Source organism: Streptomyces sp. HUAS MG91, from assembly GCF_040529335.1.
Classification (GTDB): Bacteria; Actinomycetota; Actinomycetes; order Streptomycetales; family Streptomycetaceae; genus Streptomyces; species Streptomyces tabacisoli.
The window spans coordinates 2,126,083-2,146,285 of sequence record NZ_CP159534.1 but is presented as its reverse complement, the minus strand read 5'-3'; the positions used below and the strand labels follow the sequence as shown (position 1 = coordinate 2,146,285).

The 20,203-nt window shown below is 72.3% G+C and carries 17 protein-coding genes; 6 read left to right on the top strand and 11 right to left on the bottom strand.

Translation table 11 applies throughout. The features are described from left to right. Nucleotides 1–56 precede the first annotated feature (56 nt). Together ABII15_RS09965 and ABII15_RS09960 are read right to left on the bottom strand one after the other, a co-directional pair. Nucleotides 57–4,394 (bottom strand): RICIN domain-containing protein, encoded by a 4,338-nt coding sequence (locus ABII15_RS09965; protein ID WP_353947008.1) that lies wholly within the window; start codon nt 4,392–4,394, stop codon nt 57–59. 1,119 nt (nt 4,395–5,513) lie between these two features. Then, nucleotides 5,514–6,353, bottom strand: a complete 840-nt coding sequence (locus tag ABII15_RS09960; RefSeq protein ID WP_353941923.1) for a serine protease — start codon at nt 6,351–6,353, stop codon at nt 5,514–5,516. A 224-nt stretch (nt 6,354–6,577) separates the two neighbouring features. Between ABII15_RS09960 and ABII15_RS09955 the strand changes: the two genes are divergently transcribed. Together ABII15_RS09955 and ABII15_RS09950 are read left to right on the top strand one after the other, a co-directional pair. Further along, nucleotides 6,578–7,285, top strand: coding sequence for a DUF899 domain-containing protein (locus ABII15_RS09955; RefSeq protein ID WP_353941922.1), 708 nt, complete (start codon nt 6,578–6,580; stop codon nt 7,283–7,285). A 156-nt stretch (nt 7,286–7,441) separates the two neighbouring features. Further along, on the top strand, nt 7,442–7,621 hold the full coding sequence (locus ABII15_RS09950) for a hypothetical protein (protein WP_353941921.1): 180 nt from the start codon (nt 7,442–7,444) through the stop codon (nt 7,619–7,621). 280 nt (nt 7,622–7,901) lie between these two features. Here ABII15_RS09950 and ABII15_RS09945 read toward each other — a convergent pair whose 3' ends face one another. Both ABII15_RS09945 and ABII15_RS09940 read right to left on the bottom strand, forming a co-directional pair. Beyond that, nucleotides 7,902–8,357, bottom strand: a complete 456-nt coding sequence (locus ABII15_RS09945) for a hypothetical protein (RefSeq protein WP_353941920.1) — start codon at nt 8,355–8,357, stop codon at nt 7,902–7,904. Nucleotides 8,358–8,454: 97 nt separating this feature from the next. Further along, a complete protein-coding gene (locus ABII15_RS09940; RefSeq protein ID WP_353941919.1) occupies nt 8,455–8,943 on the bottom strand; it encodes an ATP-binding protein in 489 nt (162 codons plus the stop codon). Nucleotides 8,944–9,292: 349 nt separating this feature from the next. Here ABII15_RS09940 and ABII15_RS09935 point away from each other — a divergent pair, with 349 nt between their 5' ends. After that, complete coding sequence (locus ABII15_RS09935) at nt 9,293–10,162, top strand: helix-turn-helix transcriptional regulator (protein ID WP_353941918.1); 870 nt, start codon at nt 9,293–9,295, stop codon at nt 10,160–10,162. Then, entirely contained in the window at nt 10,163–10,435 is a 273-nt protein-coding gene (locus ABII15_RS09930) for a DUF397 domain-containing protein (RefSeq protein ID WP_353941917.1), read from the top strand. On the opposite strand, the gene ABII15_RS09925 is transcribed toward ABII15_RS09930, so the two are convergent. From ABII15_RS09925 to ABII15_RS09910, 4 genes are all read right to left on the bottom strand, one after another. Next, entirely contained in the window at nt 10,389–11,960 is a 1,572-nt protein-coding gene (locus tag ABII15_RS09925) for a PLP-dependent aminotransferase family protein (protein ID WP_353941916.1), read from the bottom strand. The genes ABII15_RS09930 and ABII15_RS09925 overlap by 47 nt on opposite strands. 70 nt (nt 11,961–12,030) lie before the next feature. Next, entirely contained in the window at nt 12,031–13,521 is a 1,491-nt protein-coding gene (locus ABII15_RS09920; protein ID WP_353941915.1) for a glutamate synthase subunit beta, read from the bottom strand. An 80-nt stretch (nt 13,522–13,601) separates the two neighbouring features. Beyond that, the gene (locus tag ABII15_RS09915; protein ID WP_353941914.1) at nt 13,602–14,087 is read right to left on the bottom strand and encodes an anthrone oxygenase family protein; all 486 of its coding nucleotides are present in this window, start codon (nt 14,085–14,087) and stop codon (nt 13,602–13,604) included. 127 nt (nt 14,088–14,214) lie between these two features. After that, nucleotides 14,215–14,961, bottom strand: a complete 747-nt coding sequence (locus tag ABII15_RS09910; protein ID WP_353941913.1) for a DUF2293 domain-containing protein — start codon at nt 14,959–14,961, stop codon at nt 14,215–14,217. 56 nt (nt 14,962–15,017) lie between these two features. On the opposite strand from ABII15_RS09910, the gene ABII15_RS09905 reads away from it, so the two are divergent. Continuing rightward, nucleotides 15,018–15,662, top strand: a complete 645-nt coding sequence (locus ABII15_RS09905; protein WP_353941912.1) for a uridine kinase — start codon at nt 15,018–15,020, stop codon at nt 15,660–15,662. 19 nt (nt 15,663–15,681) lie between these two features. Here the strand turns inward: ABII15_RS09905 and ABII15_RS09900 are convergent, their stop codons facing one another. Next, the gene (locus ABII15_RS09900) at nt 15,682–16,809 is read right to left on the bottom strand and encodes a magnesium and cobalt transport protein CorA (RefSeq protein ID WP_353941911.1); all 1,128 of its coding nucleotides are present in this window, start codon (nt 16,807–16,809) and stop codon (nt 15,682–15,684) included. Nucleotides 16,810–17,042: 233 nt separating this feature from the next. Here ABII15_RS09900 and ABII15_RS09895 point away from each other — a divergent pair, with 233 nt between their 5' ends. Then, the gene (locus ABII15_RS09895; protein WP_353941910.1) at nt 17,043–17,846 is read left to right on the top strand and encodes a methyltransferase domain-containing protein; all 804 of its coding nucleotides are present in this window, start codon (nt 17,043–17,045) and stop codon (nt 17,844–17,846) included. Between the two features lie 379 nt (nt 17,847–18,225). Here the strand turns inward: ABII15_RS09895 and ABII15_RS09890 are convergent, their stop codons facing one another. Further along, the gene (locus tag ABII15_RS09890; RefSeq protein WP_353941909.1) at nt 18,226–19,134 is read right to left on the bottom strand and encodes a PfkB family carbohydrate kinase; all 909 of its coding nucleotides are present in this window, start codon (nt 19,132–19,134) and stop codon (nt 18,226–18,228) included. After that, nucleotides 19,131–20,036 carry a pseudouridine-5'-phosphate glycosidase gene (locus ABII15_RS09885; protein WP_353941908.1) on the bottom strand — a complete coding sequence of 302 codons (906 nt, stop codon included), beginning with the start codon at nt 20,034–20,036 and terminating at the stop codon, nt 19,131–19,133. The genes ABII15_RS09890 and ABII15_RS09885 overlap by 4 nt, the downstream gene beginning before the upstream one ends. Nucleotides 20,037–20,203 lie beyond the last annotated feature (167 nt).

Genomic DNA, 20,203 nt, shown 5'->3' with positions numbered 1-20,203 from the left:
CGTGGTGCGGGCCCGGGGAGGGATGTCTCCTGAGCGCGCCCCTCCCCGGACGCCGTCTACTCCTCCGCCGTCTTGCGCAGGGCGCTCCTCCCCCCGAGCGGCTTGATGATGCTCCACAACAGGTCACCGGAGCCGGGGCCGTTCGGCACCGTCCAGTAGATCGGCACGCCGGGTTCCAGCGCGCCCTCCAGGATCGGCGCGCAGACGTCGCAGGGGCTGCGCTCAGAGTAGAACTCGGTGATCTGCTTCGGACTGAAGCCCTTCGCCTTCAGCTGGTCCAGGATGTGGTTCTCCGAGTGGTAGCCGTCGCCCTTGCTGAAACCGACCACGAGGTCCCCGGTCTTGGGGTCGTTCCATCCCGGGACGCGCGCGACGCCCACGTTGCGGCCGGTGCTGATGCCGGCGCCGACCCTGGCCTTGTACGCCATGCGGCTGAGCTCGTTGCTCAGGTAGGTGATCATCCCCTCGCAGGGGTTGATGCCGGACGCGGCCGCCGCTCGGCTCGTCACCTTGGCCTTGGGCCTGGTGCAGCTGTCCATGACGGCGCGCAGCGCCCGGGCCCCGATGCCCTCGATGGCGGTCTCGCTGAGGCCGAGGGTCCGCAGTGCCCGGTAGGCGTCCGCGACCCCGATTCCGGTACGAGCGGCCGCGTCGGCGGCCCTCACTGCGTTCGCGATGGGCCCGATGATCTTTCCGGCGAACAGGAGCCCGACGTCCAGGGCGGCCCAGCCGCATCCGCCCCAGCTGCCCTGCTGGCCCCCCGGCGCGATCTTCTGGACGCACTTGATCCAGCTGCCGAAGAGGATGTCGACCGGGTCGACCCCCTGCTGGAACTCGGCGATCGTGATGGTGTGGGTGACCTCCTGGGCCAGCTCCTTGGTGGTGATCGTGTCCACGTAGGTGCTCGCGGCGGCCGGGCAGGTGTAGACCGACGGGTCGAGGTCGTCGGCGCCGCACAGGTACAGGTCGAGCACGGCCTTGTACCGGATCTTTACCGTGAGGGTGCAGTCGCCCTTGTAGAAGAGGTTGTTGAGGAACCCTTCGCAGCCGCTGGTCTGCTTGACCGTCTCGGGGTCACCCACGTACTCGTAGTGGTCGACGACGTAGTACATGTTGCCGACGAAGCCACCGGCTCCGTCGGGCACGGTGCCCGTCTCGATCTGCTGGCCCTTGTCGGCCTTCTCCGCGCGGTCGGCGGCCTCCTGGGCCTCCTTGGCGTACCTGTCCGCGTCCTTGGCGGCCTGTTCCGCCTCGGTCGCGGCGGTGTCGGCCCGGTCGGCCGCGGCGCGGGCGTCCTTGGCGGCCTGCTCGGCCACCGCGGCGGCGTCGCGGGCGGCCGCCGCGTCCAGGGCCGCGGCGTCGGCGGAAGCGCGGGCCTGTGAGGCATAGCCCTCGGCCCGGCCCGCTGCCTGGTCCGCCGCTGCCGCGTCCTCGGTGGCCTGGCGGTCGTACTCGACCGTGCGGGCCAGCGACTGGGAGGCCTTGGCCGCTGCGGACGCTGCCTGGGCGGAGTACCCGAGGGCCTCTTTCGCGTACCCCTTCGCGTCGGACGCGTACTGCGCCGCGTTCGCCGCGTGCTGGTAGGCCGCCTTGGCGTCGCCGACCGCCTGCTCGGCGATGCTCTTGGCCGCCGCCGCCTCCTCCTGGGCGTTCTTGGCGTGGGCGTCGGCGACGGCCTGCTGCTGCTCCGCGATCGACTTCGACGCCTGTCCGGTCAGGACGACCAGGCTCGCGGCGGAGTCGGTGGTGACGTACGGGGAACCGATCTGGATCGCGTCGTTGGCCGGCTTGGCGACCTGCGCGGCGGCCTCGCCCGCGTCGGCAGCCGCCTGGGCGGTGACGTAGGCGTAGCCGGTGGCCTTGGCCGCGGCGGCGAGGGCCTTGATCGATTCCTTGTTGGCGGCATCGGCGTTGGCCTTGGCGAGCTTGGCCTGCTTCTCGGCCTCGGCCGCCTGCTTGACGGCCTCGGCAGCCTCCTGGGCGGCGCGCTGCGAGGCCTGGATGGCCTGGGCGGCGGCGCTCGTCGCGGTCTTCACCGCGGCGTCGGCCCGGAGCTTGGCGGCCTGCGCGGCGTCCGCGTCCGAGCGCGCCCGCTTGGCCGCGGCCTCCGCGCGGGTGGCGGCGGCGTCGGCGTCGGCGGCCGCCTGGGTGGCGGCGTCGGCCTCGCCACGGGCCCGCTCCGCGGCGGCCTCCGCGTCGTCGGCGTGCCGGTCGGCCTCGTCGGCGGCGGTACGCGCCGCGTCGGCCGCGTCACCCGCGTCGAGGGAGTGCGCGTACGCCTCCTTGGCGTCGGCCTTGGCACGCGCCGCGTCCGCTTTCTGCTCGGCTTCCCAGGCGTCGTCCCGCTTGGCCTTGGCCTTGTCGCGGGCCTCGACCGCGTCGTTCTTGCGCGCGACGGCGGTGGACTCGGCGCTCTCGGCCTTCTTCTGCGCGTCCTGCGCCTTGGTGGCCTCGCCCTGGGCGTTGAGCTTGTGCTGGTTGGCCTCGGCCTGCTTGGCGGCGGCGGTCTCCTTCTCCGCCTTCGCCGTCTTCTCCTCGGCCTCCGCCGCGAGCCGCTTGGCGTGCGCGTCGGCCGCGGCGACCTTCGCGTCGCCCTCCGCCTTCAGCGCCACCGCGAGCTGGGCCTCGGCGGTCTCCTTCTCCTTCTTGGCGTTGTCCCGGTGCAGCTTGGCCGCGTCGGCGGCGGCCTTCGCCTGCAGCTCGGCCCGGTAGGCCGCCGCCCTGCGGAACTCCGCCTTGGACTGGGCGGCCTGCGCCAGGGCGCGCTGGGCGATCGTGGCGCTGTCCGCCGCGGCGGCCCGGGTGGCGGCCTCGGCGGTCTCACCGGCCTTCACCAGCGCGGCGACGGCCGCTGCGGCACCCTGGGTGACCTGGGCCTTCTGCTGCCCGACCAGCAGACCGCGACCGCGCGGCGCGCCCGCCGCGTCGGCGATCGCGTACGCCGCCTGCTCGGCGGTGGTGCTGGCGGTCTGGGCGTTCGTCGCTGCCGTCGCCTGGCGCTTGAGCTCGGCCAGTTCGGCCGCCGCTCCCGAACGGGAGGCGCTGAGCCGTGCCGACGCCTTGGTGAACTGTGCCGACGCGGGAACCGTGCCGTTGTGCTCGGAGACCTTGAAGAGCACCTTCTGCGTGGCGGCCGTGCCGCACGTGGCGGCGAGCGCGTCCTGCCCGGCCGTGTACGCGGGGAAGTTCAGGCACTTGCCCGCGCCCACGTTCTGCAGGGTCGATGCGGCTCGGACGCTGAACTTCCACACCTGCATGGGGGTGCCGTTGCAGGTCCAGAGCTGGATCTTCGTACGGTCGGAGGCGACGTCGAGACACTTCTGCGAGTTGACGTTCTGCAGGCTGTAGCCCTCGCCGTAGCCGCCGTTGAAGCGCCACTGCTGGGCCGCCGCCGACGAGCAGGCGACGACCTCGACGGGCGTGCCGTTCGCGGTGGCCGAGCCCTGCGCCCCCAGGCACTTGCCGCTCGCGCCCGGGATCTGCACGGCCATCGGAGAGGTGCCGATCCAGCCGATGCCGCCCGAGGACCAGTAGTCCTGCCAGCGGGTGATGTGGTCGGCGACCCAGGAGTGGCCGAGCAGCTTGCCCATCGACTCGGAGGCTGTGGTGAGCGCCTGGACGGCGTTCTTGTTGGCGACCAGGACATCGTTGCGCTTGGCGGCCTGGGAGGCGATCTCCTGCTGCCACTCGGTCGCGGCGGTCGCGGTGACCTCGCCGAGGACCTGCTCCGGGTCCATCGGGTCACGCCACGCGCACGCGGCGAAGCGGGACTTGAGGTCCTCGACCATGACACGGTGCTCGGCGGTGCCGGGCGCGGGTGCCCGGCTCGGGAAGCCGCCGGAGCCCAGGAAGAGGCGGGCGTTGTCCGCGCCGGTCGGTTCCAGGCTCCAGTCGGTGAGGTGCTTGTAGGCGTCGCGCAGGGCGAGTTGCCGGTTCCAGTCCGGTCCGGAGGGGTCGGGGTCACTGCCGTACAGCGGCTGGCCCAGCGCCTTGACCGCCGCGACGGTCTTCGCGTCGGCGGGCGGGGTCGCGTCCTCGTAGAAGTCGCTCTCGTTCTTCCAGAACCGGTCGGCGATCCACGCCGTCAGACCGGTCTGCGAGTGGAAGTCCTGGCCGTCGTCGCCACTGGTCCCGGGCGGCCACTCGAAGGCGGCGACGGAATCGAAGCCGCCCGGTGTCTCGAGGCCGCTGATCTTCCAGCTGTCGTGGAGCGCGTCGAGCCGGTTCAGTTCGGCCAGCGCCGCGTCCTTGTCGGACTTGTACGCGGTGGCGAGCGGAGTCTCCTCCCAGTACTGCCGGTCGGCCAGCTGCCGCAGCTTCTCCGGGGTCTGGTTGAGCCCGTCCTTCGCGGTCGTGGCCATCGCGGGCCCGCCCAGGCGCAGGACGTCCGACATCAGGCACTGGTCCTGGCGCAGCAGCTCGGCGGGGGTGTCGACGTACCAGTCCTGCGAGTCGGAGGCCTTCGCGACGCGATCGTCCGGGACGACGGGACCGGACTGGGTGGCCAGGCCGCCGAGCAGCGCGAGCGTGGTGACGGCCGTGACGGCGCGGGCGAAGACCGCTGATCTTCGTGATCGGAGCGTGAGCAGCCTTGGCTGCCTTGGTCGAGAGCGCACTGGATCTCCTTGGGGCGCGCGGGGTGGCGAAGCGGACAGCCGGAAGCGGCGGTTCGCGGTAAGGGGCAGGGGGTGCGGAGAGAACGGCCTGTGGCGCGCGGGAGGGCGACAGACCGGTCGGGGGCTCGCTCAGCTGCTCCGGTCCGAACAGACGGGGAGAAGCCGGGGCCGGGCCGCCGCGGACACGAGGACGAACGCCGTACTGGTGATCAACGATGTGCGTACGAGTCGCCCGGTGGAGGGTCGAGGGCGCGCCCACGGGTGTCGGGGCACGTCAGGCATCGGAAGGTCAGGTTCGGTGCCGCGGGAGGAGTGAGCGATCCTCCGACCTGGTCGACGCCGTCACCTGTTCGTGGGTGGCGAGCACCCCACTCATCCTGCCCATGACAGAAAGCACGGCAGCCCCCTCCCCCGAAGAAGTCAAACCAAGGCAAAAATATGAGCGGATCATCTGGTCGCGGCGACAGTACGAGCATGCGGCAGGACGGGTCAACAGAATCGGGCAGTGAGCGCCGAATTGTGATCTCCGGTCGCTCAAATCGCTTCTGGGGAGGTGCGTTTGGTGCCGCGACCGGCGCCGAACCTGATCCCGGCCGTCGTCACGGGGCCTCGTTCGCGTCCGGCACGCCATCCGTGGCGCCGACGCGATCCGAAGAAGCAGTGGTCGAGGGGGAGGGACTGCCTCCTGGCCGGCGGCAGCTTCGAGGAACTCGTCGAAGCCGGTGAGCCGCGCATCGTCGCCGGCCAAGACACCGACGGGCGCGTCATCTTCGCGATCTCGCCTCGCCTGACCACCGCACTCGCGGACGCGGGGTACTCCAGGTCGCGTGACGACGCTGCCATCGAGGCCGGGAGCCGGGCGCCCCCCCCGGGAAGGGGAGCGCCCGGCCACCGCTGTCAGGGCTTGGGCAGTGTGCAACCCGGCGCCGACAGGTTGATCTTGTTGCCGGCGACGACGCACGGCACGATCCCGTACGTCTCCTGCGCGTAGTTGATGCCCTGGCGCACCGTGACCTTGCCGTTCGCGTCCACCTCGCACGGGTTGTTCTCCGTGCACTGCTGGCCGTCCTCGTTACCGGTGTTGTTCACCGCGACGACCTTGCCGGTCGTCTGGTCGACGACGGGCGAGCCCGAGGTGCCGCCGATCGTCTGGCAGGCGGAGGTGTAGCGGACCGAGTCCTTCCAGGTCCACGCGCCCTCCTTGAGGCGGTAGACGAACCCGTCGATCGAGCAGTCATACTTCTTCTTCCAGTAGCCGGAGACCACGCTGATCGCCGTGCCCTGCGTCGGGTGGGCGGCCGACAGCTCCAGGGCCTTGATCCCGTACGAGCTCTCTATCTGCGCGTACGTGGAGGTCAGCTGGTACAGCGAGACGTCCGTGTCCGTCATCGTGCCGTACGCCACCTTGCTCGCCCGCAGCGTCGCGACCTTGCTGCCGGCGGAGTTCAGGAGGCTGAACGTACGGGACGACGCCTTGTTCACCACGACCTCGCCCGGACCCGGGAAACCGGACTCCAGGCAGTGGCCGTTCGACATCACCAGCGCCGGGTCGGACGGCTGGGAGTTGGGGACGCGGACGACCGAGCCGGAACAGTTGCTGAGCGCGACCGTGCCGGCGAAGGACACCGCCTTGACCGCGGGACCGGCGGTCGACGAACCGTCAGCGGCCATTGCCGGGGCGGCGGTTGCACCGATCAGAGCGACGCCGAACGCTGCGGCGGCGAGTGACTTCTTCATGTGGGGGGTCCTCTCCCGTGCCGAGAGTGGTGCATGGGTGGAGTGTGCCTCTGCCGTGTTGGCATGAGCATTGTGATGGCGCACGGCTCAGCGGACAACAGTGCGTTCTTAGCGGACAGGGGCGCCATGTGCCCCCGGACTCCGCGAAGTTCTTCCCGCGGGACCGATGAGTTCCGCGCCCGCCCCCGGTCACCCCTGCGAGAGATCCGACCCGAGGAGGAACCATGGGGCTGCCGAAGGTGGTCACCCGCCAGGAGTGGCAGGCCGCACGCGAGGAACTGCTCGCCCTGGAGAAGGCGGCGACCCGGGCGCGCGACGCGCTGAACACCCGGCGGCGCGAGCTGCCCATGGTGGAGATCGACAAGGCGTACGCCTTCGAGGGCCCGGACGGAAAGGCCGAACTCCTCGACCTGTTCGAGGGGCGGCGCCAACTCGTCGTCTACCACTTCATGTTCGCCCCGGAGTGGGACGCGGGCTGCGCCAGCTGCTCCGGTTTCCTCGACCAGATCGGGCACCTGGCCCATCTGCGGGCCCGCGGCACGGCGTTCGCGGCGGTCTCCAGGGCCCCCTTCACCAAGATCCTGCCGTTCAAGGCGCGACTGGGCTGGACCCTGCCCTGGTACTCCTCCAGCCTCAGCGACTTCAACCTGGACTTCGGCGCCACCGTGCGGGTGCGGCCGGACGGGGCCGCGGGCGGTGAACTTCAGGAGCGGCCCGCACTGAGCTGCTTCCTGCGCACGGGTGAGCGGATCTTTCACACGTACTCGGCCTTCGACCGCGGCCTGGACAACATCGGCTTCACCACGAACCTCCTGGACCTCACCGCCCTCGGCCGGCAGGAGGCATGGGAGAAACCTGAGGGACGGGCGACGTCTCTGGGGGCGCCCGCGGGCAGTGCGCGCGTGCGCTATCACGACGAGTACGTCGACTGACGGCCGTCCCGCGCGACCTGACCTCGTCTCAACTCGGTGTCATTCTCGTCACGTTGCGAGTCCTTGCCCGCCCTGTCAGCGTTCTCCTTCACACAGGGCGCCGGAGCCTAACCGGAGCCCGGGCTTCAGGTACGACACGGGGGACAGGGACGAGCGATGATCAACGGACGAGTGGTGTTGCAGCGTTTCCCGGCCGGAGGGCCTCGCGGCTCCTGGCCCGCAGAGGAGTTCGCGAACCGGTGTCGGCTGGAGGGCAGGCCGGCCGAGGTGGTCATGGACCTGGCGACCGACGCGTTTCTCGTGATCGTACGAGAGGCGGCGCAGCCGGTGGCCTGATCGTGGCCAGATGGTGTCCTGTGCACGTCATGGGTGGTGCCGGAGCCGAGACGCCGCGCCGGTGCGCGGCTACGGTGGTGGCACCACCGTCCTTTGACGACGAGACCGATCGGGACCGTCCGGGTCGTCGGAGCTCTCGGAGCTCTCGGAGCCGAACCACACGGACGGGGGGCTCGGCGCGGGACGCCGGGAGCGGGAGCCCCGACGTCCTCGCCGGTGCGCGCTCCGCGCCCCCTGAGCGGCCGTCACCCGCGGGCACCCGGCAACCTTCGGGCGCGCTCTACGACGTGCCGACCGACCGGGACCAGACGGGCGTCGTCCCCGTGACCCGGCACAGCGCCAGATACAGCGGAATCGGCGGCGTGTAGGGCACCGCGCCCTCGGGGCAGTGGATGAGATCCGGGACGCGCGCCGCGTCCGGCACCACGGCGCCCGCCGTGTAGCGCGCCGGAGCGGGCCATTCGAGCGCCACGTCCGAATCCGATGGCACGAGCCACCACCAGTGCCCCTCGGCCGCGTACACACACCCCATCCGGGGCAGCCGCCGCGTCATCGCGCGGGCGAAACTCTCGGGAACGGCCACCGCGTCGCAGCCGAGCGGCGCGGTCATGCCGTCCGGCACGGTCAGACGCACGGGTGCGGGTGGATGCGGATCCCGTATCCGCCGTCGCCGGGCGAGCCCGGTCAGCGAGTCCAGTTGCATCGTCCGCAAAGTGCCCGTCGTCACCACGCCCATCCGTTCCCGTTCAGCACGCTTGTCGATCGCCGCCCGGCCGGTCCGGGCGATGGTTCACACCGGCGTCAGGTGCCGGGTCCGTGTCGAGTCGCCGGGCTCACCAGACCCAGCCGCTTCCGTCGGGCGCGTCCGGCACGGGTCCGGGATCCGTGCTCCCCGCGCCGGTCCGCCGCGGCAGTTCCGCCCAGACCAGCAGGCCGGGGCCGGTCTCCTGGGCGCCCCACGCGGTGGAGACCGCGGCGACCAGGAGCAGCCCTCTGCCGTGCTCCTCCTCAGGGGCGATCCGGCCGGCGGGACGGTGCTCGCCCGGCATGCGTCCTTCGTCGCGGACGGCTATCCGCACGCGCTCGCCCTGCCCGTCGTCCCCGTCGCCGCCGCGCAGATCGTGCAGCTCGCAGTGGATACGGCGGCTGGCGGTGTGCACGATGGCGTTCGTCACCAGCTCCGAGACGACGAGGGCCGCCGCGTCACAGGTGTCCTCGCACGCGCCCCACCCGGTCAGCTGGGTGCGCGTCATGCGCCGGGCCTGTGCGGCGGAGCCCGGGTGGGGAGCCAGCTCGAAGCTGCTGCGGCGGACCGCGAACATGGGCGACGTACCCAGACGGTCACCGAACGTAGCTTCGTCGGCTGCTGTTCCTAAGGGCGCGGACGGAATCACGCTTGCCACTATCGCCCCGTCGTGAACACTTGGCAAGAGCCACTCTGAAAAGTGCAGAGTGCAGTGTGCCTCGCGGAGCAGGCATGGCAGACTGCTGACTGCAGCCCGCCGCATGGCGGCTCCTGTGACGCGAACCGTGTGGGAATGAACCGGTGATCGGCCTCTGAACGGCCGGTTTTCGGCTTTCTCGCACGGTCGTACGCGTCTGGGCGCGGCTGACTTCAGACACTGGGACAACGAGTCGGACGACGGGTCGGACTGCTGGGAGGGATGCGGCGTGAGTGAACCGCGGTCCGCGCCGACGGTCGGTCAGGTGGTTCTCGGGCGCCGTCTCCAGGACCTGCGCGAGGCCGCCGGCCTCAAGCGCGAGGACGCGGCGAAAGTACTCCGTGTAACCGCCGCGACGGTCCGCCGCATGGAGACCGCCGAGGTCGCGCTCAAGATTCCGTACCTGCAGATGCTCCTGAAGTCCTACGGCGTCACCGACACCGAGGCCGACGCCTTCGTGCAGCTCGCCGAGGACGCGAACAAGCCGGGCTGGTGGCAGCGGTTCCACGACATCCTGCCCGGCTGGTTCTCGATGTACGTGAGCCTGGAGGGCGCCGCCTCGCTCATCAGGTCCTACGAGCCGCACTTCGTGCCCGGCCTGCTCCAGACCGAGGAGTACGCGCGCGGGGTGCTGCAGTCCGGGGCGATCGGCCGCGCGCTGGTCGACGACCCGGGCCTCGTCGAGCGGCACGTCGCTCTGCGCATGCAGCGCCAGACCCTGCTCACCCGCGAGGACGCGCCGCGTCTGTGGATGGTCATGGACGAGACGGCGCTGCGCCGCCCGGTCGGCGACGCGGCGGTGATGCGCGGCCAGATCGACCGGCTGCTCGAAGTGATCGAGCTGCCGAACGTGACGCTGCAGGTCGCCCAGTTCGCGTCCGGCCCGCACCCGGGCACCTACGGCCCCTTCGTGCTGTTCCGGTTCGCCGTGCCGGAACTGCCCGACATGGTCTACAGCGAGTACCTGACCGGCGCCGTCTACCTCGACGCGCGCCCCGAGGTGGCCACCCACCTGGAGGTCATGGACCGCATGGCGGCACATGCCGCAACCGCACCACGCACAAAGGAGATCCTGAGCGATCTCCGCAAGGAGCTGTGAATGGACCAGATCAAGGACCGGATACGAGGAGTCGACGGCCAGCCTGTCTACAACGGCATGCCCGCGCGCGACCTCGGCGGCGAAGGCTGGCACAAGCCCTGGAGCGGCGGCAACGGCGGCAACTGCCTCGAAGCGATGAAGCTGGCCGACGGCCGCGTCGCCGTCCGCCAGTCCTCGGACCCGGACGGTCCGGCACTGATCTACACGCTCAGCGAGATCTCGGCCTTCATCGAGGGAGCGAAGGCGGGGGCGGCGGACTTCCTGCTGTCCTGATCCGGAGCACGGGCCGGGTCCGCGGGGGTGCCCCGGGGCCCGCTCGTCCCACGTGCGCGAGAACTCCGGACAGCGCCTCGACGGCCGCCCCGTACGCCCGTTCGGCCGCCGCCGCGTAACCGACGACCAGGCCCTCCTCGCCCGGGCCGTGGCCCCCGTCCACGGCCCCCGGGTGCCGGAACGCCGCCAGCCCCTCCACCGCGATCCCCCGCGCCCGGGCCGCGGCGAGCACGTCCCGCTCCCGTCCCGAGGGCAGCCGCACCACGGCGTGCAGACCCGCCGCGACCCCGCTGACCCCGGCCCACGGCGCCCGCTCGGCCAGCGCCGACACCAGCAGGTCCCTGCGCGCCCGGTAGCGCTGCCGCATCCGCCGTACGTGCCGGTCGTACGCCCCCGACGACAGGAACTCGGCGAGCGCCAGCTGGTCCAGCGCGCTCGCCCACCCCTCCCGCTCGCCCTTCGCCGCGACCACGTCCCGCACCAGGTGTCCCGGCAGCACCATCCACCCCAGCCGCAGCGCGGGGGAGAGGCTCTTGCTCACCGACCCGACGTACACGACGTGCTCGGGATCGAGCCCCTGCACCGCCCCGACGGGCTTGCGGTCGTAGCGGAACTCCCCGTCGTAGTCGTCCTCCACCACCAGCCCGCCGCGCCCGCGTGCCCAGTCCACCGCGGCGGCCCGCCGCTCCGGGTGCAACGGCCCACCCATGGGGAACTGGTGCGCCGGGGTGAGCAGCACTCCGCGCACCCCACTGCCGAGCGCACCCAACTCCGCCACCCGCGCTCCGTGTTCGTCGACCGCGAGCGGCACCGTCCGCACCCCCGCCCCGACCAGCAGTTCACGGTGGAACGCCAGCCCGTACTCCTCCACGGCGAGCGGGCCGCGCAGCACCCGCTCCCCGTAGAGCAGCCGCAGCGCGTGCGCGAAACCCGAGCAGACGACGATCCGCCCGGGTTCGGCGCGCACCCCGCGCGAGCGCGCCAGGTACTCGGCGAGCGCGGTCCGCAATTCGATACGGCCCCGCGGATCGCCGGGCCCGAAGGCGGCGGCGGGCGCGGCATTCAGGGCGCGCCGGTACGCCGCCGCCCACGCGGCCCGCGGGAACGCCGACGCGTCCGGCGAGCCCTGCCGCAGGTCGTGCGCCGGCCCCGGATCGCTGTCCGATACCTCCTCGGGCGCCCGCCCGGCCCCGCTCCCGGCCGGTGGCCGGGCCCGCTCCGCGACCCGGGTGCCCGATCCCTGGCGGGCGGTGAGCCAGCCCTCGGCGACGAGTTCGGCGTAGGCGTCGGCGACCGTGTTGCGGGCGACGCCGAGGTCGGCGGCGAGCGCGCGGTAGGGCGGCAGCCGGGTCCCGGGCGACAGCCGCCCGGACCGCACGGCGTCCCGCAGCGCGCCGGCCAGCGCACCCCGCCGGCTTCCCGCGGCCGACAGGTCCAGGTGCAGGTCGACCCCGATCCGCTCGGCCGTGTCCCGCCACGAGTCCGCCGTCGGTGTCGCGCCCGGCCCCGCCTCCGATTCCGTCATGAGGCCGCACCCTACCGACGGCCACTGACACGGCTCGCGCGGCCGGAGACACCGGCCGCTGGAGCGGGTCTCACACCTCCATGGGGCGGTCGTGTGCCCCGATCGGCGCCGGCAGCCGCGTCGACCCCGTCAGCCACCGGTCGACCGCCGCGGCGGCGGCCCGTCCCTCCGCGATCGCCCACACCACGAGCGACTGCCCCCGCCCCGCGTCCCCGGCGACGAACACCCCCGGCACCTCGGTCGCGAACGTGGCGTCCCGCGCGAACCCGCCCCGCTCGCCCGTCCCGAGCCCCAACTGGTCCGCCAATCCGTCGGCCCGGCGCTCCGGACCGTGGAAGCCGAGCGCGATCAGCACCAGATCGGCGGGCAGCCCGCGCTCCGTCCCGGCCCGCGGCCTGCGCTCCGCGTCCACCTCGACCAGGTGCACCTCCCGCACCCGCCCGTCCGCGTCCCCGGTGAGGCGGAGCGTCGACGCCGCGAAGAGCCGCGCGTCCGCGTCGGCAGCCGGGGCGGTCCGCAGCTCACCCGCCTCCTCGTGCGCGGCCGACAGCCGGTACAGCTTCGGATACGTCGGCCAGGGCTCGGCCGCCTCGTCGCGCACGTCACCGGGGCGGGCGTAGATGTCCAACTGCGAGACGGACGCCGCCCGTTCCCGTACCGCCGTGCCCAGACAGTCCGCTCCGGTGTCCCCGCCGCCGACGATGACGACGTGCTTGCCTTCCGCGGAGAGCGGTGACACCTCCAGATCGCCCTCACAGACCCGGTTGGCGAGCGGCAGATACTCCATCGCCTGATGGACTCCGGCCAACTCCCGCCCCGGCAAATCCAGTTCCCGCCAAGCCGTCGCCCCGGTGGCGACGATCACGGCGTCGTACCGGGCCCGCAAGCGGTCGGCCCCGAGGTGCTTCCCGATCTCCACGCCTGTACGGAACCGCACGCCCTCCGCCACCAACTGCGCTACTCTCCGCTCCAGTTGGGACTTCTCCATCTTGAAGGAGGGGATCCCGTACCGCAGCAGCCCGCCCACCCGGTCGTCCCGCTCGTACACGGCGACGGTGTGCCCCGCACGCGTCAACTGCTGCGCCGCCGCGAGCCCGGCGGGCCCCGAACCGATGACGGCGACGGTCCGCCCGCTGAGCCGCCCCGGCGGCCGGGCGGCGACGAAACCCTCGGCCCAGCCCCGCTCCGCGATCGTCACCTCCACGTTCTTGATGGTCACCGCGGGCTGATTGATGGCGAGGACACAGCCCGCCTCGCAGGGCGCGGGGCACAGCCGCCCCGTGAACTCCGGAAAGTTGTTGGTGGCGTGCAGCCGCTCGCTCGCGGCGCGCCAGTCGTCCCGGGCCACGAGCTCGTTCCACTCCGGGATCAGGTTACCCAGCGGGCAGGCCTCGTGGCAGAACGGGATCCCGCAGTCCATGCACCGGTCCGCCTGCGCGCCCACGATCGGCAGCAGCCCGCCGGGGACGTGGACCTCGGCCCAGTCGCGCACCCGCTCCTCGACCGGGCGGCGCGGTGCCTCCTGTCGCGGCGTGGTGAGAAAGCCCTTGGGGTCGGCCATGGCCCTCTCCCTACGCTGTGACACCTTTCGTCACGATACGTCGGGTCGGTGCACCCCGCCCGTTCCGCCGAACCGGGCGCTCAGGTCAGGGAGAGCACGAACGCCGCCGACGCGGCGAGCGCGGCGCCGCCCCGGACGTGGTTCCACAGGGTCCACTCGCTCAGATAGCGACGCCAGTACGCCGCGCTGCGCTCCGAATCCTCGTCGCCGGCCAGCTTGGCGAGCGCGTCGTTGCGCGGAATGTTCGCCACGACGGTCACCCCGAACGACCCCGCCAGATACAGCACGCACCCCACGAGCAGCTCAACGGTTCCGGGCTCCGGCCAGAGCACGAACGTCACGACCGCGATCACCGCGCACAGCAGGGCAGCACCCATGAAGACGACCATGAAGGCGGGGGTCATCGCGGCGACATTGATCGAGTTCATCGCGGCGATCCCGCGCGCGGCCGGCAGCGCGCCGAGCCCGCGCATGACCAGGGTCGAGAACGCGACGAACACCCCGGCCGCGACTCCGCACCACAGCGCCCCGAGCACCACCAGAACGAAATACGGCCCCTCGATCATCCTCTGGCCCCCCTGGTCCGTCCCCCTGACTGTTATGTGAGGGGATCATGCCGCACATGTGTGCGTAGTGGGAGCGGTTTCCACTCATGTATGAACACCTTCCGCATACCGAATTCATCACGTTCGATCACGCTCCTGGGCCCGGCTCCCCGGAATCACCCGCACCCGCCGCCTCACCAGCCCCCGCGGAACCGCCCGCCGCCCACTCATCGAGCACCGCCCGCACCGCCCCGCCGACCCGACTCCGCGCCTCCCTCCGCGCCACTCCCGCCATCAGCAACCGGTCGTACGGCGTGTCCCCGTGCCGCACCGCGGCGCGCACGGCCGCCGTCACCGCCCCTTCCGACAGCGCCCGCCCCGCCGCGCTGCGCCCCACCCGCCCGCTGCCGCGCATCCCCGCATGCCCGGCGACGGCCCGGGCCCGCGCCTCGGGACACCCGGGAAACAGCCGACGGATCTCCGCCGCGAACGCCGCCACGAACCGCACATCCTCCGCCGCCCGCCGCGCGGCATCCCGCTCCCGGCGCCGCGCTCGCGCCTCCGCGTCGGCCAGACACCGCGCCTCGGCCCGCGCGAGCCCCTCCTCCTCGACCATCACCCCCTGCCGCTCGTACCGCCCCCGCCGCCGGTGGAACCGCACCACGACCGCCGACAGCCCGCTCTCCTCCCTCGCCCGCCTCGTCAGCGCGTTGTCGCCGCGCGGCAGGAACACCAGATGCCCCAGGTCCGCGCAGTCCAGGCAGCGCGGCTGACCGTCCTCGAGCACCAGCAGCGCGAGCGGCCCGCTCCGGCACGCGCCGCACCGCCGCCGCTTGACCGGCTGGAAGACAAGGGGACCGCGCGTGACGGGAAAGGGACGATCGACGCCGCTCATACCGACGTCATGCCCACCCCGGACACTCGGCCACCGCTCCCGCGCCGCCCGGCATCATGGACCGTGTGCGACTTGAACCGATCACCTGGGAACGGCTGGGCGACGCCCTCGCCGAGCGCCTGCTCGACCTGAAGCCGTCCGACGGCGGCCCCTGGCCGAAGGTCGCCCTCGACGGGGCGCCGGCCGCCCGCCCCGGCGATCTCGCGGCCCGCGTCCACGAAGCGCTGCGCGTGCGCGGCCGGTCTTCGCTGCCCGTCGCGACGGACGGCTTCCTGCGCCCGGCCTCCCTCCGTTACGAGTACGGGCACGAGGACGTCGAGGCGTACTACACCGGCTGGTTCGACACGGGCGCCCTGTGGCGCGAGGTGTTCGGCCCCCTCGAACCGGACGGCACCGGCCGCGTCCTGCCCGACCTGTGGGACCCGGTCACCGACCGCGCCACCCGCAGCGCCCCCGTCCCGCTCGCGCCGGGCGGAGTCCTGTTGCTCCACGGCCCTCTCCTCCTGAACCACTGGTTCCCGTTCGACCTGACGGTCCATGTGAGCCTGTCGCCCGGCGCCCTGCGCCGCCGCACCCCCGAGTCCGACCACTGGACCCTTCCGGCGTTCGCCCGCTACGACTCCGAGACCGCCCCCACCGAGCACGCCGATGTCGTCATCCGCGCCGACGACCCCCGCCATCCCGCCTGGAACGGCGGCTGACCGGCCGGGCGGCCCGCCGTCACAGCCACCCGTTGCGCTTGAAGCCCCGGTAGACCACGAAGCAGATCCCGGCGATGACGGACAGCATGAGCGGATAGCCGAACCGCCAGTGCAGCTCCGGCATGTGATCGAAATTCATGCCGTAGATCCCGCAGCCCATCGTCGGCACCGCGACGATCGCGGCCCACGCCGTGATCTTGCGCATGTCCTCGTTCTGCGCGACCGTCACCTGCGCGAGATGGGCCTGCAGAATCGAGTTGAGCAGTTCGTCGAACGCCGCTATCTGCTCCACCGCGCGCAGCAGATGGTCCGACACGTCACGGAAGTACGCCTGTATCTCCGGCGGCACGGCCGGGAACGGCCGCCCCGCCAGCTCCAGCACCGGACGGGACAGCGGGGCCACCGCCCGCTTCAACTCCAGCAGCTCCCGCTTGAGCTGGTAGATCCGGCCGGGATCGGTCCGTGCTCCGTTCCTCGCGAAGACCTCCGTCTCGACCTCGTCGATGTCCGCCTGGACCTCGTCGATCACCGTCAGATAGTCGTCGACCACACTGTCCGCGATGGCGTGCAGCACCGCCGCCGGCCCCTTGGCGAGCTGCTCCGCGTTCGCCTCCAGCGACTCGCGCACCGGTCCGAGCGAACCGTGCCGTCCGTGCCGCACCGTGATGACGAAGTCATGGCCGACGAACACCATGATCTCGCCGGTGTCGACGACCTCGCTGGTGGCCGTCAGCTCCGCGTGCTCGACGTAACAGACCGTCTTCAGAACGGCGAACAGCGTCGTCCCGTACCGCTCGACCTTCGGCCGCTGATGCGCGTGGACCGCGTCCTCCACCGCGAGCGGATGCAGATCGAACAGCTCCGCGATGTCGGCGAACTCCAGCTCCGACGGCTCGTGCAGGCCGAGCCACACGAACCCGTCGTCCGCCTTGCGCACCGCGCGCACCGCCTCGACGAGGTCCCGCCCGCCCGTCTCCCGCCGTCCGTCCCGGTACGTCACGCAGTTGACCACCGCCGACCCGAGCGGGGAGCGCGCCGGGTGGCTCAGGTCGACCCGCGGTCTGCGGCGTGCCAGACGCGCGACTCTCCGCAGCCCGCCCACCTTGCGCAGGCTGCCGACCCTTCGCAGATTGCCCGCCATCGACATGCTCGGCTCCTCGTGCCGCTGTGCGTACGTGCTGGTACCTGGCCGTCGTCCCGCTGGTGAGGACGACCTGGCGAGCCAGTCTGCCAGCGATCGCCGACATCGTGTCGAGCCCTGTGGGAACGGAGGATTCCGCTCCGGATCTCTTCGGGGCGGTCTCTGCGGTGATCTCTACGGAGACGTCCGCGGCCAGGTCAAATGCCCGGTATACGCGGTGGGGCTGGGATGATCGGGACATGACTCCATCCGGCGGCCACGCATACCTTCTCGACAATCAGCGGCCCGAGGCGGGCCAGCGGTTCGACGCGCTGTCGACGCTGTTCGACCCCACGACGTTCCGTCACATCGAGCGGCTCGGCATCGGATCCGGCTGGCGCTGCTGGGAGGTCGGCGCAGGGGGCACCTCGGTGGTGTCCTGGCTCGCCCGGCAGGTCGGGCCGACCGGCCGCGTGCTCGCCACCGACATCGACACGTCCTGGCAGACCAGTTCGCCGCGTTCACCGGTCGAGGTTCGCCGGCACGACGTCGGCGTCGACGCCCCGCCGGCCGAGAGCTTCGACCTGGTGCACGCCCGGCTCGTCCTGGTCCATGTCCCGGACCGGGAGCGGGCGCTCCAGTCCATGATCCAGGCGCTGCGCCCCGGCGGCCGCCTCCTCATCGAGGACGCCGACCCCGCCCTCCAGCCGCTGCTCTGCCCCGACGAGTACGGTCCCGAACAGCAGTTGGCCAACCGGCTTCGCCACGGCTTCCGTTCCCTGCTCGCCGAGCGCGGCGCCGACCTGAGCTACGGCCGCAAACTCCCGCGCCTGCTGCGCGAGGCCGGTCTGCGTCAGGTGGAGGCGGACGCGTACTTCCCCCTGACCTCGCCCGCCTGCACGGCTCTGGAAGCGGCCACGGTCGAACAGATCCGAGCCGACCTGGTCTCGGCGAACCTGGCCACGAACGCCGAGATCGACCGCCACTTGGCGAACGTGGCAGAAGGCACGATGGACCTGGCGACGGCCCCCTTGATCTCGGTATGGGGCAAAAAGGCCCAGTAACCGAGGCACCGCGATACGAGCACAGGAAGCCGCCCGCCCCGAAAGGGGCGCGGGGAACTGCGTGCCCAGCCTTCGACGACGCGCATTCGAAGTGAACGCCGCAGCTGAGGCGCCCCGAAGGGGGCGCGGGGATCTGCGCGCTCGGCCTTCGACGACGCGTACTCAAGGTGAACGTGGCAGCTGAGGTGCCCCGATGGGGGACGCGGGGAACTGCGCGCTCGGCTCTCGACAACGCGCACTCGAAATGGACGCCTTGGCCAAGCGCCGTGATGGGGGCGCGGGGAACTGCGCGCTCAGCCCACCACCACCCCGCACCCGCCCACCGACCGCGCCCCCTCCCCAACAACACCCTGGGGGCCCTGCGCCCCGCCCGTCACGCTCACCCCGGCGGCCGCCCCCCGACCACCCCCACCGCAACCTCCCCGGCCCGACACCCCGCCCCCACAGCCTCCCGCCACGAAACCCCCCGAAGCCGCGCAGCGACCACCGCCCCGGTGAACGCATCCCCGGCCCCCGTCGAATCCCGCACCACCACCCCCGCCGAGACCCCCACCCGCTCCCGCACCACCCCACCCCGCGCGACCACCGCCCCCGCGGCCCCGGACTTCACGACCACCACCGGGAACCGCCCGCTCAACTTCGCCCCGGCGTCACCCGGATCCTCGACACCAGTGAGCAGCACCGCCTCGTCCCGGCTGGGCACCAGCACATCGACCCCCTCGGCCAGCGCCAGAAACCGCTCGACCCCCAATCCCCGCAGAAACCCGGCCGACGCCGGATCCACACTCACCGGCACCCCACGCGCGCGTGCGTCGCGCAATGCGACGGACACCAGCGCCCGCCCGGAGCCGGAGAAGAACAGATACCCGGACAGGTGCAGCCACCCCACCCCGTCCAGACGCGCGGCGGACCAGTCCTCGGGCCCGACCCGCAACGACGCCCCACTGTCCGTCAGGAACGTCCGCTCGCCGCCGTTGTCCTCGTCCACGAGGCTCACGACGGCCCCGGTCGGCGCCTCGTCGTCCACCACGAGCAGCGGCCGCACCCCGGCCCGCACCAGCGCCTCCTCGTGCCATCGCACCGAGTCCGCGCCGACCCGCCCGAGCAACGCCACATCGGGGCAGCCCGCGTACGCCGCCCAGCAGGCCACGTTGGCGCCCGCGCCCCCCGGCACCGTACGGATCAGGGCCGCCGTGTCCGTCCCCTGGGCGAGCGGCCCGCGATGCCGGGCGACGACATCCGTGACGACGTCGCCGACGACGAGCAGCGCCCCACCGGCCTGCGTCACATCTGGGCCCGGGCCGCCGCGATCCGCGCGGCCAGGCGGACGTTCCCGCGCACGGCCGCCAGGTTCGCCTCCAGGGAGGCCCCGTCGGTGTGCCGCACCAGATGGTCCAGCAGGAAGGGCGTCACGCCCTGACCGCTGACGCCCTCCTCGGCACAGGCCCGCAACCCGCTCTCCAGCACGCGCGCGTGCAGCGCCGGATCCAACTGGGACTCCTCGGGTACGGGGTTGGCGACGATCAGCGCCGACTCCTGCGCCGCCAGGTCGTCCTGGGCCCGCATGACCCGGGCCACCTCCTCCGGGGTGCGCAGCGTCCAGTCCACCGGCTCCCCGGAGTCGGCCAGATAGAAGCCGGGGAAGCGGTCCGTGCCGTACCCGGCCACCGCCACACCCAGCGTCTCCAGCCGCTGCAACGTGGCCGGCACGTCGAGGATCGACTTGACGCCCGCACAGACCACGGTGATCCGCGTCCGGGCGAGCAGCCCCAGATCGGCCGACTCGTCCTGGGTCCGCGTCCAGCCCCGGTGCACGCCGCCGAGGCCGCCCGTCGCGAAGACCCGTATCCCGGCACGCGCCGCGAGCAGCGCCGTCGCGGAGACGGTCGTCGCACCGCTGGCGCCCGTCGCCATGGCGAGCGGCAGATCCCGCTGGCTCAGCTTGCGGACGCCGTCCTCGTTGGCGATCCGCTCCACCTGCGCCTTGTCCAGGCCGACATGAGGGTGCCCGTCCAGGACGGCGATCGTCGCGGGCACCGCCCCCTCGTCCCGTACGACGTCCTCCAGTTCGAGGGCCACCCGCAGATTCCGGGGCCGCGGCAGCCCATGAGCGATGATCGTCGATTCCAGCGCCACCACCGGGCGCCCCGCTCCGACCGCGTCACGTATCTCGTCCGACACTCTCAGCATGCGCGTGCCTCCTCCGCCCCACTGATCTGTCCCTGACATCCCTGGCGGACGCGCGTCACTCTCAAACACGCGACCCATGGGCGAGGCGTACGCGGAAGAATCCCCGAGGAGCACGGGAAGGGGGCTCCACGCGCGCGTGGAGCCCCCTTCCCCCGACTGCGTCGTGC